The sequence below is a fragment of the Streptomyces sp. NPDC002730 genome (assembly GCF_042888805.1).
Classification (GTDB): Bacteria; Actinomycetota; Actinomycetes; order Streptomycetales; family Streptomycetaceae; genus Streptomyces.
On the sequence record NZ_JBIAQG010000007.1, the window covers coordinates 338,587 to 354,111 of the forward strand.

The 15,525-nt window shown below is 69.9% G+C and carries 13 protein-coding genes, 1 pseudogene and 1 riboswitch; of the genes and pseudogenes, 13 read left to right on the plus strand and 1 reads right to left on the minus strand.

Translation table 11 applies throughout. The features are described from left to right. From ACFYXH_RS20265 to ACFYXH_RS20280, 4 genes are all read left to right on the plus strand, one after another. Positions 1–1,617, plus strand: a complete 1,617-nt coding sequence (locus tag ACFYXH_RS20265) for a YifB family Mg chelatase-like AAA ATPase (protein WP_389564534.1) — start codon at positions 1–3, stop codon at positions 1,615–1,617. After that, positions 1,617–2,786 (plus strand): DNA-processing protein DprA, encoded by a 1,170-nt coding sequence (gene dprA / locus ACFYXH_RS20270; RefSeq protein ID WP_389564536.1) that lies wholly within the window; start codon positions 1,617–1,619, stop codon positions 2,784–2,786. Before ACFYXH_RS20265 ends, dprA begins: the two co-directional genes overlap by 1 nt. Before the next feature lie 241 nt (positions 2,787–3,027). Then, complete coding sequence (gene whiG, locus ACFYXH_RS20275) at positions 3,028–3,864, plus strand: RNA polymerase sigma factor WhiG (protein ID WP_389564539.1); 837 nt, start codon at positions 3,028–3,030, stop codon at positions 3,862–3,864. 70 nt (positions 3,865–3,934) lie between these two features. After that, positions 3,935–4,492, plus strand: a complete 558-nt coding sequence (locus ACFYXH_RS20280; protein WP_389564783.1) for a TetR/AcrR family transcriptional regulator — start codon at positions 3,935–3,937, stop codon at positions 4,490–4,492. Between the two features lie 310 nt (positions 4,493–4,802). Here the strand turns inward: ACFYXH_RS20280 and ACFYXH_RS20285 are convergent. Further along, positions 4,803–5,309 (minus strand): annotated as a pseudogene (locus ACFYXH_RS20285) (peptidoglycan DD-metalloendopeptidase family protein); the annotation flags it as partial. Between the two features lie 215 nt (positions 5,310–5,524). Between ACFYXH_RS20285 and rpsB the strand changes: the two are divergent. The 9 genes from rpsB to ACFYXH_RS20330 all read left to right on the plus strand — a co-directional run bounded on the left by rpsB (position 5,525) and on the right by ACFYXH_RS20330 (position 15,362). After that, a complete protein-coding gene (rpsB, locus tag ACFYXH_RS20290) occupies positions 5,525–6,460 on the plus strand; it encodes a 30S ribosomal protein S2 (RefSeq protein ID WP_389564542.1) in 936 nt (311 codons plus the stop codon). Between the two features lie 104 nt (positions 6,461–6,564). Next, positions 6,565–7,401, plus strand: a complete 837-nt coding sequence (gene tsf, locus ACFYXH_RS20295; protein WP_389564545.1) for a translation elongation factor Ts — start codon at positions 6,565–6,567, stop codon at positions 7,399–7,401. A gap of 159 nt (positions 7,402–7,560) precedes the next feature. Continuing rightward, the gene (gene pyrH / locus ACFYXH_RS20300; RefSeq protein WP_327328512.1) at positions 7,561–8,346 is read left to right on the plus strand and encodes a UMP kinase; all 786 of its coding nucleotides are present in this window, start codon (positions 7,561–7,563) and stop codon (positions 8,344–8,346) included. Positions 8,347–8,470: 124 nt separating this feature from the next. Continuing rightward, the gene (frr, locus tag ACFYXH_RS20305) at positions 8,471–9,028 is read left to right on the plus strand and encodes a ribosome recycling factor (RefSeq protein WP_326652908.1); all 558 of its coding nucleotides are present in this window, start codon (positions 8,471–8,473) and stop codon (positions 9,026–9,028) included. Further along, entirely contained in the window at positions 9,028–10,140 is a 1,113-nt protein-coding gene (locus ACFYXH_RS20310; RefSeq protein ID WP_389564549.1) for a phosphatidate cytidylyltransferase, read from the plus strand. The genes frr and ACFYXH_RS20310 overlap by 1 nt, the downstream gene beginning before the upstream one ends. A gap of 91 nt (positions 10,141–10,231) precedes the next feature. Beyond that, complete coding sequence (rlmN, locus tag ACFYXH_RS20315) at positions 10,232–11,338, plus strand: 23S rRNA (adenine(2503)-C(2))-methyltransferase RlmN (protein ID WP_327326360.1); 1,107 nt, start codon at positions 10,232–10,234, stop codon at positions 11,336–11,338. 30 nt (positions 11,339–11,368) lie between these two features. Next, positions 11,369–11,496, plus strand: a riboswitch (TPP riboswitch). Between the two features lie 82 nt (positions 11,497–11,578). Continuing rightward, positions 11,579–12,676: a thiamine ABC transporter substrate binding subunit gene (locus tag ACFYXH_RS20320; protein ID WP_389564552.1), complete on the plus strand. Its 1,098-nt coding sequence runs from the start codon at positions 11,579–11,581 to the stop codon at positions 12,674–12,676. A gap of 38 nt (positions 12,677–12,714) precedes the next feature. Next, positions 12,715–14,331: an ABC transporter permease gene (locus tag ACFYXH_RS20325; RefSeq protein ID WP_389564786.1), complete on the plus strand. Its 1,617-nt coding sequence runs from the start codon at positions 12,715–12,717 to the stop codon at positions 14,329–14,331. Next, positions 14,331–15,362 carry an ABC transporter ATP-binding protein gene (locus ACFYXH_RS20330; RefSeq protein ID WP_389564555.1) on the plus strand — a complete coding sequence of 344 codons (1,032 nt, stop codon included), beginning with the start codon at positions 14,331–14,333 and terminating at the stop codon, positions 15,360–15,362. Before ACFYXH_RS20325 ends, ACFYXH_RS20330 begins: the two co-directional genes overlap by 1 nt. Positions 15,363–15,525: the final 163 nt, after the last annotated feature.

Genomic DNA, 15,525 nt, shown 5'->3' on the forward strand with positions numbered 1-15,525 from the left:
ATGGGGTTCGCGCGGGCGTGTTCCGTGGCGCTGGTGGGTGTCGAGGGCGTGGTGGTCGAGGTCCAGGCGGACCTGGAACCGGGCGTGGCTGCGTTCACGCTGGTGGGGCTGCCGGACAAGAGCCTGGTGGAGAGCCGGGACCGGGTCAGGGCGGCGGTGGTGAACTCCGGTGCGGAGTGGCCGCAGAAGAAGCTCACGGTGGGGCTCAGCCCGGCATCCGTGCCCAAGAGCGGCAGTGGATTTGATCTCGCTGTGGCTTGCGCTGTACTGGGGGCGGCGGAGCGCATCGACCCGAAGGACATCGCCGATCTGGTGCTGATCGGGGAGCTTGGCCTGGACGGTCGTGTGCGGCCGGTGCGCGGAGTGCTGCCGGCCGTCCTCGCCGCGGCCGAGGCCGGCTACCGGCAGGTGGTCGTCCCGGAGCAGACCGCTGGGGAGGCCTCACTGGTACCGGGGGTCTCCGTGCTCGGCGTACGGAGTCTGCGACAGCTCATCGCCGTACTGACCAATGAACCGGTGCCGGAGGAGGAGCCGGCTCCGGAAGGCAGTCCGGACGCGATGCTGGCCGGGCTGATGGTGCCCGGCGCGGGGGTGGGCACCGGGCTCGCGTTGGAGCCGGTGGACGGCCCCGACCTGGCCGATGTCGCCGGGCAGCACAAGGCACGCACGGCGTTGGAGGTCGCCGCGGCGGGCGGCCACCATCTGCTGCTGCACGGACCGCCGGGCGCCGGCAAGACGATGTTGGCGGAGCGGCTGCCCGGGGTGCTGCCACCGCTGAGCCGGCGGGAGTCCCTGGAGGTCACCGCGGTGCACTCGGTAGCGGGCATTCTGCCGCCGGGTGAGCCTCTGGTGCGTACGCCGCCCTATTGCGCGCCGCACCATTCGGCGACGATGCAGTCGCTTGTCGGCGGCGGCAACGGACTGCCGCGGCCCGGCGCGGTGTCGCTGGCGCACCGGGGCGTGCTGTTCCTCGACGAGACTCCCGAATTTTCCGGCAAGGCGCTGGACGCTCTGCGGCAGCCGCTCGAATCCGGGCATGTGGTGGTGGCGCGGAGCGCGGGAGTGGTGCGGCTGCCCGCCCGATTCCTGATGGTCCTCGCGGCCAACCCATGCCCTTGCGGACGGCACACCCTGCATGGCGCGGGGTGCGAATGCCCGCCGTCGGCGATCCGCCGCTACCAGGCGCGGTTGTCCGGACCGTTGCTCGACCGCGTCGATCTGCGCGTCGGAGTCGAGCCGGTCGACCGCGGCGATCTGCTGGGCCAGGGCGTTCGCGGCGAGCCGACGGCGGCCGTTGCGGCACGGGTACGGGCCGCGAGGGAGCGCACCGCGGCCCGGCTGCAGGGCACCCCGTGGACCGTCAACAGTGCGGTACCCGGCCATGAGCTGCGTACGCGCTGGCCGGTCGCGGCCGGGGCGCTGGCCGCGGCCGAGCGGGACATGGAGCGCGGCCTGCTCACGGCCCGCGGGCTGGACCGGGTGCTGCGGGTGGCGTGGACGATCGCGGACCTCGCCGGGCGGGACCGGCCGCAGGAGTACGACGTGGATCTGGCCCTGGAGCTGCGTACAGGCATCTCGCGAGGCGTACCCATGGCGGTCGGCGGGGGAGAGAAGTGATGCCGGGCTCGGGAGCGGGGGACGAGGAGCGGGTGGCGCGGGCAGCGCTGACTCGGGTGATCGAGCCGGGTGACGAGCACGGCGGGCGGTGGCTGCGCGAGATCGGGGCCAGGGAGCTCATGGCCAGGCTCACCTCGCCGGAGTACGAGGAACCGGCACTGACCGGCGCTTCGGCGCGACGGCTGGCGGGCTACCGGATACGGGCGACGGGGGTCGAGCCCGACCGCGATCTGGCGGAGGTTGCCGCGGTCGGCGGCCGCTTCATCTGCCCCGGCGACCAGGAGTGGCCCACCCAGCTCGACGACCTCGGTGCCGCCAGACCCATCGGGCTCTGGGTGCGTGGGCGTTCCGACCTGCGGAAATGGGCGCTCCGCTCGGTCGCAGTCGTCGGGGCCAGGGCCTGCACGCCGTACGGCGCTCATATGGCGGCCAGCCTCGGCGCGGGGCTCGCCGAGCGCGGCTGGGTCGTGGTGTCGGGTGCCGCCTTCGGGGTCGACGGCTCGGCGCACCGAGGCGCACTGGCCGCGGGCGGGGCCACCGTCGCCGTGCTCGCCTGCGGGGTCGATGTCGTCTATCCGCGCGGTCATGCCGAGTTGATCGGGCGCATCGCGGAACAGGGCCTGGTCATTGGGGAGTTGGCGCCGGGCGACCACCCGACACCCAGCAGATTCATCCTCCGGAACCGGGTGATCGCCGCGCTCACCAGGGGCACTGTCGTCGTGGAGGCCGAGTACCGCAGCGGTTCGCTGGTGACCGCACGCAGTGCACAGAAGCTGGGCCGCTTCACGATGGGAGTCCCGGGGCCCGCCACCAGCGGGCTCTCGGCCGGCGTGCATGCACTGCTGCGGGGTGAGGGCGTGCTGGTCACCGACGCCGCCGAAGTGGCGGAGCTGGTGGGCGACATCGGAGACCTCGCTCCCGACCGCCGGGGACCCGTGCTTCCCAGGGATCTGCTGGATCCCGTCAGCGCACGGGTTCTTGAAGCGCTGCCGGCCCGCGGCGCGGTCGCCGGAGCGCAGGTGGCCCGTGGCGCGGGGACGACGGCAGACGAGACGCTCGGCAGGCTGTACGAACTGCACTCGCTGGGTTTTGTCGAACGGCACGGCGACAGCTGGCAGTTGACGCGGAGCGCGATCCGCGGCTCGAACGCGCGGCGAGGCGGTACTTGACCTGGAGCATTCGGGTGAAAAGGTGATGCCGATGACCTTTGGAGCCCTGTCGATGGCACCTGAGGGGCCGACGCGCGCGGTGTCGGCCCCGGTTCGAAGGTGTGGCCGACGGCAGATACCCGCACAGGTTCGTTCCCCCGTCCTTCGCCCACCGCGACACCGCAGTCACGCTACGCTCACCAGAATTCCGGCCCAGACGCTCGTCCCCTCCCCATCACAGCAGAACGGCTCAAGGCAACGCATGCCCCAGCACACCTCCGGGTCTGACCGCGCGGCAGTGCCACCCGCTGCCCGTGGCACGGTGCGGCCCCCCGCTCCCTCGTCGCTCGAGGAGCTGTGGCGGTCGTACAAGGCCACGGGTGACGAGCGGCTGCGGGAGCAGTTGATCCTGCACTACTCGCCACTGGTGAAGTACGTCGCGGGTCGGGTGAGCGTGGGGCTGCCGTCCAATGTTGAACAAGCGGACTTCGTCTCCTCCGGAGTATTCGGCCTCATCGACGCCATCGAGAAGTTCGATATCGACCGGTCGATCAAGTTCGAGACGTACGCCATCACCCGCATCCGCGGCGCGATGATCGACGAACTCCGCGCCCTGGACTGGATCCCGCGCTCCGTTCGGCAGAAGGCCAGGGCCGTGGAGCGCGCTTATGCCACGCTCGAGGCTCAGCTGAGGCGTACGCCCTCCGAGTGCGAGGTCGCCACCGAGATGGGCATCGCCCTCGAGGAACTCCACGCGGTTTTCAGCCAGTTGTCGCTGGCGAACGTCGTCGCGCTGGAGGAGCTGCTGCATGTCGGCGGCGAAGGCGGCGACCGGCTCAGCCTGATGGACACCCTTGAGGACACCGCCGCTGACAACCCGGTGGAGGTGGCCGAGGACCGGGAACTGCGGCGGCTGCTCGCCCGCGCCATCAACACCCTGCCGGAGCGCGAAAAGACTGTCGTCACCCTCTACTACTACGAGGGCCTCACCCTCGCCGAGATCGGCAATGTCCTCGGCGTCACGGAGAGCAGAGTCAGCCAGATCCACACAAAGTCGGTTCTGCAACTCCGCGCGAAGCTGGCCGACGTCGGGCGCTGACGCGAATCTTCCCTGCCACGTCCGCAGACATCCGTAGAGTGGAGGCGTGCCCAGGATTCGAGCGGCCTCCGTGGCCGAGCACCGGACGATGCAGCGAGGCGCCCTGCTGGATGCCGCGCGCTCTCTCCTGTCCGAAGGCGGTACGGAGGCGTTGAGCTTTCCCGCCCTCGCCGAGCGCACCGGCCTGGCCAGGTCCTCCGTCTACGAGTACTTCCGCTCGCGCGCCGCGGTCGTCGAAGAGCTCTGCGCGGTCGACTTCCCCGTCTGGGCGGCGGAGGTCGAGGCCGCGATGGAGCGGGCGGACACGGCCGAGGGCAAGGTCGAGGCGTACGTGCGCCAGCAACTGGAGCTCGTCGGGGACCGCCGCCATCGGGCCGTCGTCGCGATCTCCGCCAGCGAGCTGGACGCGGGGGCGCGGGAGAAGATCCGTGCCGCGCACGGCGGACTGATCGCCATGATCGTCGAGGCGCTCGGAGAGCTGGGCCAGGACCAGCCCCGGCTTGCGGCGATGCTGCTGCAGGGCGTCGTGGACGCCGCGGTCCGCCGTATCGAACTCGGCGCGGCAGAGGACCCGGCGAAGATCGCCGACGCGGCCGTGTCCATGGCGCTGCGGGGCGTACGGGGCTGACCCCGCGCGGGCGCCCACTCCACAGCCGCCGATGTGTCACGGCGGCCGTGACCAGGAGCAGTACCGCTTGGAACGCGTCCCCGGGCCCCGCGCCTGCGGTCCTCGCGCCCCCGGGCTCCGCCACCGCAGCCCCCGCGACCGCAGGCGCGGCAAGCCCCGCCGATGGGGCCGCTTCCAGTGCCGGGACGCCGATGACCGGGAGCAGCCGGGACGGGCCGCGGCGCAGCAGCCAGGGCGGCAGCAGGGACAGCGGATCCAGATATTCCGTGCCGCGCAGCAGACCCCAGTGCAGGCAGCCCGCGGCACAGTGCGACGGTCCCGGGGCGACCGTGGCCACCACTTGGCCGGCGCTCACCGCCGTGCCCTCCGGCAGGAGCGGGCGGACCGGCTCGTATGTCGTGCGCAGCGGCGGCTCACCTGTACCGGTGAGGACGATGGAGAGCACTCCGCGGCCCGCGACCAGGCCCGCGAACGAGACCCGGCCGGCTGCCGCGGCCCGTACCGGGGTGCCCGGCGGCGCGGCCAGATCCACTCCGCGGTGCCCCGGCCCGTACACGGACGCCGGCGGCTCCCAGCCCCGTACGACCGCGGGGCGCGGCGGCCCCAGCGGCCAGCCCCGGTCGCGGTCGGCGGCCGGGGCCACGCCCGCGCCCACGACGAGCAGGGCCAAGGCGAGCAGCGGGACGAGCAGTCTGCGGTCCTTGAGGCGGTCCATGAGGCGGTCCATGAGGCCGTCCATTGAGTGGTCCATGACGCGGTAGATGACGCGGTACATGGCACAGACCGTCCCGCGGAACACCGCCACCGCGCTGATCATGGTCCGGATCTGTGGAGTACTGACGGGTTGTGGACAGCGCCGTCACCCGGCACCGCCCCGGTCCCGTACACTTCTCATGGCGATCCGGGTCACCGGGTCGACTTCGCACGCCCCGCCACCACACCCTCAGCGGTCGGTGGCCGCGCTCCTCGGTCCCTTGTGGCACGGCGCGTCGGGGCGTCAGGACATAACCGAGAATCCAAGGAGATACGGCCATGGCCGTCGTCACGATGCGGGAGCTGCTGGAAAGCGGCGTCCACTTCGGTCACCAGACCCGTCGTTGGAACCCGAAGATGAAGCGATTCATCTTCACGGAGCGCAACGGCATCTACATCATCGACCTGCTCCAGTCGCTGTCGTACATCGACCGCGCCTACGAGTTCGTCAAGGAGACCGTCGCCCACGGCGGCTCCATCATGTTCGTCGGTACCAAGAAGCAGGCCCAGGAGGCCATCGCCGAGCAGGCGACGCGCGTTGGTATGCCGTACGTCAACCAGCGTTGGCTGGGCGGCATGCTCACCAACTTCTCCACCGTCTACAAGCGCCTTCAGCGTCTGAAGGAGCTCGAGCAGATCGACTTCGAGGATGTGGCCGCGTCCGGCCTCACCAAGAAGGAGCTCCTGGTCCTCTCCCGCGAGAAGGCCAAGCTGGAGAAGACCCTCGGTGGTATCCGCGAGATGCAGAAGGTGCCGAGCGCCGTCTGGATCGTCGACACCAAGAAGGAGCACATCGCCGTCGGTGAGGCGCGCAAGCTCCACATCCCGGTCGTCGCGATCCTCGACACCAACTGCGACCCCGACGAGGTCGACTACAAGATCCCGGGCAACGACGACGCGATCCGCTCCGTCACCCTGCTCACCCGCGTGATCGCCGACGCCGTCGCCGAGGGCCTCATCGCCCGTTCCGGCGTCGCCACCGGTGACTCCAAGCCGGGCGAGAAGGCCGCCGGCGAGCCCCTCGCCGAGTGGGAGCGCGACCTCCTCGAGGGCGAGAAGAAGGCCGACTCCGACGAGGCTGCCGAGGCCGAGAAGCCGGCCGAGGCTGCTGCTGAGGCCCCCGCCGCCGAGGCTGCTGCTGAGGCCCCCGCGGCCGAGGCTGCTGCTGAGGCTCCGGCCGCCGAGGCCCCGGCCGCGGACGCCGAGCAGGCCTGACCTCACAGGTTCGGTAGTTGACGGCGGGGGACGGTGCCATGCGCCGGCCCCCGCCGCTCACCCGTAGATCTTCGACTTTCGACTTTCGAGAGAGATTCAAGGACATGGCGAACTACACCGCCGCTGACGTCAAGAAGCTCCGTGAGCTCACCGGCGCCGGCATGATGGACTGCAAGAAGGCCCTGGACGAGGCCGACGGCAACGTCGACAAGGCCGTCGAGCTGCTCCGCGTCAAGGGCCAGAAGGGCGTCGCCAAGCGCGAGGGCCGCAGCGCGGAGAACGGCGCCGTCGTCTCCCTCATCTCCGAGGACAAGACCTCCGGCGTTCTGCTCGAGCTGAAGTGCGAGACGGACTTCGTCGCCAAGGGCGAGAAGTTCCAGGTCGTCGCCAACACGCTCGCCGCGCACGTGGCCAAGACCTCCCCGGCCGACATCGAGGCGCTGCTCGCCTCCGAGATCGAGGCCGGCAAGACCGTCCAGGCGTACGTCGACGAGGCCAACGCCAACCTCGGCGAGAAGATCGTCCTCGACCGCTTCGCGCAGTTCTCCGGCGGCTACGTGGGTGTGTACATGCACCGCACCATGCCCGACCTCCCGCCGCAGGTCGGCGTCCTGGTCGAGCTGGACAAGGAGAACGCAGAGATCGCCAAGGACGTCGCGCAGCACATCGCCGCCTTCGCGCCGAAGTACCTCTCCCGCGACGAGGTTCCGGCCGACGTCGTCGAGAACGAGCGCCGCGTCGCCGAGGCCACCTCTCGCGAGGAGGGCAAGCCCGAGGCCGCCCTGCCGAAGATCGTCGAGGGGCGCGTCAACGGCTTCTTCAAGGAGGTCACCCTCCTCGACCAGCCGTTCGCCAAGGACAACAAGAAGTCCGTCCAGAAGGTTCTGGACGAGGCTGGTGTCACGCTGAAGCGCTTCTCGCGCATCCGCGTCGGCGCCTGAGCCGTACGCGATCGACACGGGAGCCCGCTAGGGTTTCCCACGCAGTCATCGGCCGCGTAGGCGCCGGACGACCGCAGATCTGACGAGGAGGCCATTGCCGACAGGGACACCAGCACCCACCGGCAATGGCCTTCTTCGTATGTGCACGAGGAGATCTCCATGAACAAGGGCGCGCACGCCAACCAGGCTGCCGACGACAAGAGCGACGACCAGGACGGCAAGAAGATCGGGCGCTTCATGCTGAAGCTGTCCGGTGAGGCCTTTGCCGGCGGCGGGGCGCTCGGCGTCGACCCCGACGTCGTACACGCCATGGCGCGCGAGATCGCGGCGGTCGTCCGCGACGGCGCGGAGATCGCGGTCGTCATCGGCGGCGGCAACTTCTTCCGCGGGGCCGAGCTCCAGCAGCGGGGCATGGACCGGGCCCGCTCCGACTACATGGGCATGCTCGGTACGGTGATGAACTGCCTCGCTCTCCAGGACTTCCTGGAGAAGGAGGGCATCGACTCGCGCGTCCAGACCGCCATCACCATGGGCCAGGTCGCGGAGCCGTACATCCCGCTGCGCGCCGTGCGTCACCTGGAGAAGGGCCGCGTCGTCATCTTCGGCGCCGGTATGGGCATGCCGTACTTCTCCACCGACACCACCGCCGCCCAGCGCGCCCTGGAGATCGACGCCGAGGCCCTGCTGATGGGCAAGAACGGTGTCGACGGGGTCTATGACTCCGACCCCAAGACCAACCCCGACGCGGTGAAGTTCGATGCGCTGGAGTACGGCGAGGTGCTCTCCCGCAACCTCAAGGTCGCCGACGCCACCGCCATCACGCTCTGCCGCGACAACAACCTTCCGATCCTTGTCTTCGAACTGCTCACCGCAGGCAATATCGCTCGCGCCGTCAAGGGTGAGAAGATCGGCACTCTCGTGAGCGACCAGGGCACCCGGGCCTGACTCGGGCGAGTCCCTCGAGGGATGGACAAAGCCCTGCCGGTCGGACACCGTGCAGGGGAACGCGACACAGGTTCCGCCGGCCCTGTTGCACGCCGGGCCTACTCAAGACACGCAGGAGCAAGTGGTGATCGAAGAGACCCTCCTCGAGGCCGAGGAGAAGATGGAGAAGGCCGTCCTGGTCGCCAAGGATGACTTCGCCGCGATCCGCACCGGACGTGCGCACCCGGCGATGTTCAACAAGATCGTGGCGGACTACTACGGTGCGCTGACCCCGATCAACCAGCTGGCCTCGTTCTCGGTTCCCGAGGCGCGCATGGCCGTGGTGACCCCGTTCGACAAGACCGCGCTGCGCAATATCGAGCAGGCGATCCGCGACTCCGACCTCGGCGTCAACCCGAGCAACGACGGCAATATCATCCGGGTGGTGTTCCCCGAGCTCACGCAGGACCGCCGCAAGGAGTACATCAAGGTCGCCAAGACCAAGGCCGAGGACTCCAAGATCTCGATCCGCTCCGTCCGCCGCAAGGCCAAGGAGACGATCGACAAGCTGATCAAGGACGGCGAGGTCGGCGAGGACGAGGGCCGCCGCGCGGAGAAGGAGCTCGACGACACCACCGCGAAGTACGTCGCGCAGGTGGACGAGCTGCTCAAGCACAAGGAAGCCGAGCTGCTCGAGGTCTGATGAACGACTCTTCCTGGGGGGCCCCGCCGAGAGCCGGTTACTGGGGGCCGCCCGACCAGGGGCCTGCCCCGGCGGGTCCCGCATACGATGAGCATGACGCACAGCAGACTCGGCCCATGCCCATCGTGCCGGACTTTCCCGACGCAGGTAGAGACGCCGATGACCGTAACGACGGCGACGACCGCAACGACCGCGACCGGGGGGCCGCTCGGCTGAGCGGCCCCCTGTCCCGTGACGAGATGCCGCAGGAGCCCATGCCCACCCCGCCGCCGGCGGCACCCGAGCCGCCGCAGAAGAAGCGGGCCGGCCGTGATCTACGGGCGGCCATAGGGGTAGGCGTCGGCCTCGGCGCGGTGATCGTCGCGTCGCTCTTCATCGTCAAGGCCGTGTTCGTCGGCGTGATAGCGGTCGCCGTCGTGGTCGGGCTGTGGGAACTGACGTCGCGGCTCGAGGAGCGCAAGCAGATCAAGGCACCGCTGGTGCCCCTCGCGGTCGGCGGCGCGGCGATGGTTGTGGCCGGCTATGTGCGCGGTGCGGAGGGCGCATGGGTCGCCATGGCGCTCACGGCGCTCGCGGTGCTGGTCTGGCGGATGACCGAACCGCCCGAGGGTTATCTGAAAGACGTCACAGCGGGCGTCTTCGCCGCGTTCTACGTGCCTTTCCTGGCGACGTTCGTCGCGATGATGCTCACCGCGGACGACGGGCCGCAGCGGGTGCTCACCTTCCTGGTGCTGACGGTGGTCAGCGACACGGGTGCGTACGCCGTCGGCTGGCGCTTCGGCAAGCACAAGCTCGCGCCGCGCATCAGCCCCGGGAAGACCCGCGAAGGCCTGCTCGGCGCGGTGGCGTTCGCAATGGCGGCGGGCGCGCTGCTCATGCAGTTCGTGATCGACGACGGCACCTGGTGGCAGGGGTTGCTGCTGGGCTTCGCGGTCGCGGCCAGCGCCACGCTGGGTGACCTGGGCGAGTCGATGATCAAGCGAGACCTGGGCATCAAGGACATGGGCACGCTGCTGCCGGGCCACGGCGGCATCATGGACCGGCTCGACTCGCTGCTGCCGACGGCTCCGGTCGTCTGGCTGCTCATGGTGATCTTCGTAGGTGGCGGCTGACCAGCGCGTTCGTATGTGAGGCGTTGATGAGGGGCTCGTTGTCCACAGGGCGGCGGGCCCCTCTTCGTATCTCTGCGACACTGGTAGGACCATGCCCAAGCCCGGAGAACTCACTTTCGTCGCGCCCCGCGGAGCCAAGAAGCCCCCGCGGCATCTCGCCGACCTCACGCCCGCCGAGCGCAAGGACGCCGTCGCCGCGATCGGCGAGAAGCCGTTCCGCGCCAAGCAGCTCTCGCAGCACTACTTCGCGCGGTACGCCCACGACCCGGCCCAGTGGACCGACATCCCCGCCGCCGCGCGCGAGAAGCTCGCCTCGGAGCTGCTGCCCGACCTGATGTCCGTCGTACGGCATATCTCGTGCGACGACGACACCACCCGCAAGACCCTGTGGCGGCTGCACGACGGCACGCTCGTCGAGTCCGTGCTGATGCGCTACCCGGACCGGGTGACGATGTGCATCTCGTCGCAGGCCGGCTGCGGGATGAACTGCCCCTTCTGTGCGACCGGTCAGGCCGGCCTCGACCGGAATCTGTCGACCGCCGAGATCGTGCACCAGATCGTCGACGGCATGCGCGCCCTGCGCGACGGCGAGGTGCCGGGCGGACCGGCGCGGCTGTCCAACATCGTCTTCATGGGGATGGGAGAGCCGCTCGCCAACTACAAGCGGGTCGTCGGCTCCATCCGCCGGCTCACCGACCCCGAGCCGGACGGCCTCGGTCTCTCGCAGCGCGGGATCACCGTCTCCACCGTCGGCCTGGTACCCGCGATGCATCGCTTCGCCGACGAGGGCTTCAAGTGCCGTCTCGCCGTCTCGCTGCACGCGCCGGACGACGAGCTGCGCGACACCCTGGTCCCGGTCAATACGCGCTGGAAGGTCCGGGAGGTGCTGGACGCCGCCTGGGAGTACGCCGAGAAGTCGGGCCGCCGGATCTCCATCGAGTACGCGCTCATCCGCGATATCAACGACCAGGCGTGGCGGGGTGATCTGCTGGGCCGGCTACTCAAGGGCAAGCGGGTCCATGTCAATCTGATCCCGCTCAACCCGACGCCGGGATCGAAGTGGACGGCTTCGCGGCCCGAGGACGAGAAGGCCTTTGTGGAGGCCATCGCGGCGCACGGGGTGCCGGTCACCGTCCGGGACACCCGTGGCCAGGAGATCGACGGAGCGTGCGGACAGCTGGCCGCTTCGGAGCGTTAGCGCCCGTGTAACCTGGCTTGAAACATCTACATATTCCGACAGGGGAGCGCCACAGCGCTGAGAGTGCGACGCGGGCTTGGTAAATCAAGCCCAGTGGTCGCAGACCCTCTGAACCTTGCCCAGGTCATTCTGGGTAGGAAGTTCGGTCATTACTCACAAGCTGTTGCGCCCTGCCCGGATTCCTTTCGAGGGATCCGGGCAGGGCCGCGTCTCTTCCTGGTCATCCCAGGAGGAATTTCAGTGAGCACCACCAAGAAGATCACGGTCACCGCGCTGGCCGCGGCGCTCGGCGTCACAACGCTCGCGGCCTGCGGCGGTGAGTCCAAGGACTCGTCGGCCCCGGACGGCGGCTCGAAGCCGAAGAGCGTGACGCTCGTCAGCCACGACTCGTTCGTCGCCTCCGCCTCCGTGCTGAAGGAGTTCACCAAGGAGACCGGCTACACGGTCAAGGTGCTCAAGAGCGGCGACGCGGGCGCGGCCCTCAACAAGGAGATCCTTACCAAGGGCTCCCCGCAGGGCGATGTCTTCTTCGGCGTCGACAACACCCTGCTCTCGCGTGCTCTCGACAACGGCCTGTTCACGCCGTACGAGGCAAAGGGCCTGAGCCAGGTGAACGACGAGGTGCAGCTGGACAAGGACAAGCACCGGGTCACGCCCGTCGACACCGGCGACATCTGCGTCAACTATGACAAGAAGTACTTCGCCGACAAGAAGCTGGCGCCGCCGCAGTCCTTCGACGACCTGGCCAAGCCCGCGTACAAGAACCTCCTGGTGACGGAGAACGTCGCGACCTCCTCGCCCGGCCTCGGCTTCCTCCTCGGCTCGGTCGGCAAGTACGGCGAGGACGGCTGGCAGGACTACTGGAAGAAGCTGAAGGAGAACGGCGTCAAGGTCGTCGACGGCTGGGAGCAGGCGTACAACGAGGAGTTCTCCGGCTCCGCGGGCGGTAAGAAGGCCAAGGCCGACCGGCCGCTCGTCGTCTCGTACGCTTCCAGTCCGCCGGCCGAGGTGCTCTTCTCCAAGCCTCAGCCGACCGAGGCGCCCACCGGGGTCGCGACCGGAACCTGCTTCCGCCAGACCGAGTTCGCGGGTCTGCTCAAGGGCGCGAAGAACGAGGCGGGCGGCAAGGCCCTGCTGGACTTCCTGGTCTCCAAGAAGTTCCAGGAGGACATGCCGCTGAACATGTTCGTCAACCCGGTAATCAAGGACGCGAAGCTGCCCGAGGTGTTCACCAAGTTCGGTGCGGTGGCCGTCAAGCCCCAGACCGTCGCTCCCGACAAGATTGCCAAGAACCGTGAGCAGTGGGTCCAGTCATGGTCCTCGCTCGTACTGAAGTAACGAAGTCCGTCCGCGGGAGTGCGGCGCGGCTCGGGCTGATGGCCGGGCCCGCCGTGTTCTTCGCGGTCTTCTTCGCCTATCCGGTCGTCGCGATCGTCGGCCGGGGCCTCGAGATCGACGGGGTCTGGCAGTTCGGGCGGATCGGTGAGGTGCTGAGCCGCCCCGACATCCTGCGGGTGCTGTGGTTCACCACGTGGCAGGCGCTCGCCTCCACAGCGCTCACACTGCTGATAGCCCTGCCCGGCGCATATGTCTTCGCCCGTTTCGACTTTCCCGGAAAGCGACTGCTGCGGGCGGTGGTCACCGTTCCGTTCGTGCTGCCGACCGTCGTCGTCGGGACGGCGTTCCTGGCGCTGCTCGGGCGCGGCGGGCTGCTCGACGAGCTGTGGGGCGTACGGCTGGACACGACGGTGTGGGCGATTCTGCTCGCGCACGTCTTCTTCAACTACGCGGTGGTCGTACGGACCGTGGGCGGTCTGTGGTCGCAGCTCGACCCGCGCCAGGAGGAGGCCGCCCGGGTGCTGGGCGCCGGGCGGTTCGTGGCCTGGCGGAGGGTGACACTGCCGGCCCTCGGGCCCGCCGTGGCTGCCGCCGCGCTGATGGTCTTCCTCTTCACCTTCACCTCCTTCGGTGTCGTACAGATCCTCGGCGGACCGACGTTCTCCACGGTCGAGGTGGAAATTTATCGACAGACGGCTCAGCTGCTGGATCTGTCCACGGCAGCGGTGCTGACGCTGGTGCAGTTCGCCGCGGTGGGCGCGGTCCTCGCCGTACACGCGTGGACGGTACGGCGGCGGGAGGCCGCGCTGAAACTGGTGGACCCGGCGCAGACCGCGCGGCGACCACGCGGCCCCGGACAGTGGGCGCTGCTCGGCGGGGTGCTGGCCACGATTCTGCTGCTGGTCCTGGCGCCGCTCGCGGTGCTGGTCGAGCGTTCCCTCGACGGGCCCGGCGGCTACGGCTTCGACTACTACCGGGCGCTGACCGCGATGGACGCGAGCGGAGGAGCCTTCCTCGTACCGCCGATCGACGCGGTGTGGAACTCCCTGCGGTACGCCCTGGTCGCGACCGCCATCGCGCTGGTCGTCGGCGGCCTCGCGGCGGCGGCGCTGACCCGGAAGGCCGGCCGGCTGCTGCGCGGCTTCGACGCGCTGCTCATGCTGCCGCTCGGCGTCTCCGCTGTGACCGTCGGCTTCGGCTTCCTCATCACCCTCGACAAGCCGCCGCTTGATCTGCGGGCGTCCTGGATTCTGGTGCCGCTCGCGCAGGCCCTGGTCGGCGTCCCCTTCGTCGTACGGCTGATGCTGCCGGTCCTGCGAGCGGTGGACGGGCGGCTGCGCGAGGCGGCGGCGGTGCTGGGCGCCTCGCCGCTGCGGGTGTGGCGGGAGGTCGATCTGCCGCTGGTGCGGCGGGCACTGCTCATCGCCGCAGGCTTCGCCTTCGCCATCTCGCTCGGCGAGTTCGGCGCGACGGTCTTCATCGCCAGGCCCGACAATCCGACGCTGCCGGTGGCCGTGGCGCGGCTCCTCGGCCGGCCCGGCGAGCTCAACTACGGGCAGGCGATGGCGCTGAGCACCATCTTGATGGTGGTGTGTGCGGTGGCGCTGCTGGTGCTCGAACGAATCCGTACCGACCGATCGTCCGGGGAGTTCTGATGGCTTTGCTGCGACTGGAGGACGTGACCGTACGGTTCGGGGCGCGCGCGGCGCTCGACGCGGTTGATCTCGAGGTCGCCGAGCACGAGATCGTCTGTGTGCTGGGGCCCAGCGGCAGTGGAAAGTCCACCCTGCTGAGGATCGTCGCCGGACTGCAAGCAGCCGACGGCGGGCGGGTGTTGCTGTCCGGCGCGGACCAGGCCGGGGTTCCGGTGCACCGGCGCGGGGTGGGCCTGATGTTCCAGGACCATCAGCTCTTCCCGCAGCGCGACGTCGGCGGCAATGTCGCCTTCGGCCTGCGGATGCACGGCACAGGACGGGACGAACAGGCCCGCCGCGTCGGCGAGTTGCTGGAGCTGGTCGGGCTGCCGGCGGCGCAGCGGCGGGCCGTGGCCTCGCTGTCCGGTGGCGAGCAGCAGCGAGTGGCGCTGGCCAGGGCGCTGGCGCCGCAACCCCGGCTGCTGATGCTGGACGAGCCGCTCGGCCAGCTGGACCGAGGGCTGCGGGAGCGGCTGGTCGTCGAACTGCGCGGGCTGTTCGGGCGGTTGGGCACGACGGTGCTCGCCGTCACTCATGACCAGGGCGAGGCCTTCGCGCTCGCCGACCGTGTCGTCGTCATGCGGGACGGCAGGATCGCCCAGGCGGGCACGCCGCTCGAAGTCTGGCAGCGGCCCGCGTCCGAGTTTGTCGCGCGCTTCCTCGGCTTCGACAACGTCGTCGCGGCGACGGTGAGCGGCGCGGCCGCGGACACCCCGTGGGGCAAGGTGCCGGTGCCGGAGGACGCGCCGCAGGGCGCCCGACAGGTGCTGGTGCGACCGGCGGGCGTCCGACTTGTCCCGCCGGCTGAGGGGCTGCGCTGCACGGTGGAGGCGCGTACGTTCCGGGGCAGCCACGTCGCCGTACAGCTGCGACCCGACGACGGGCCGCAGCTGGAGGCGGAGTGCTCCTTGCTGGATGCGCCGGAGGAGGGCGCGACGGTGGGAGTCGTCTTCGCCGCCGAGGACGTGGTGGTGCTGGCCCCGGCCGGCTGACTCGGTCGCCGCTGCCCTGAACGCTGCCGGCCTTGCCGGTCGCCCGGACCGTGCCCGCCGGCTGGGTCCGTGAGCATCGCTTCCGGACCGCCCACGACGTTCATGACGACCGTCGTGGCGTCGGGATCGGGCGCCCGGCCGTCGGCCAGGGCCGGAAGTGGTC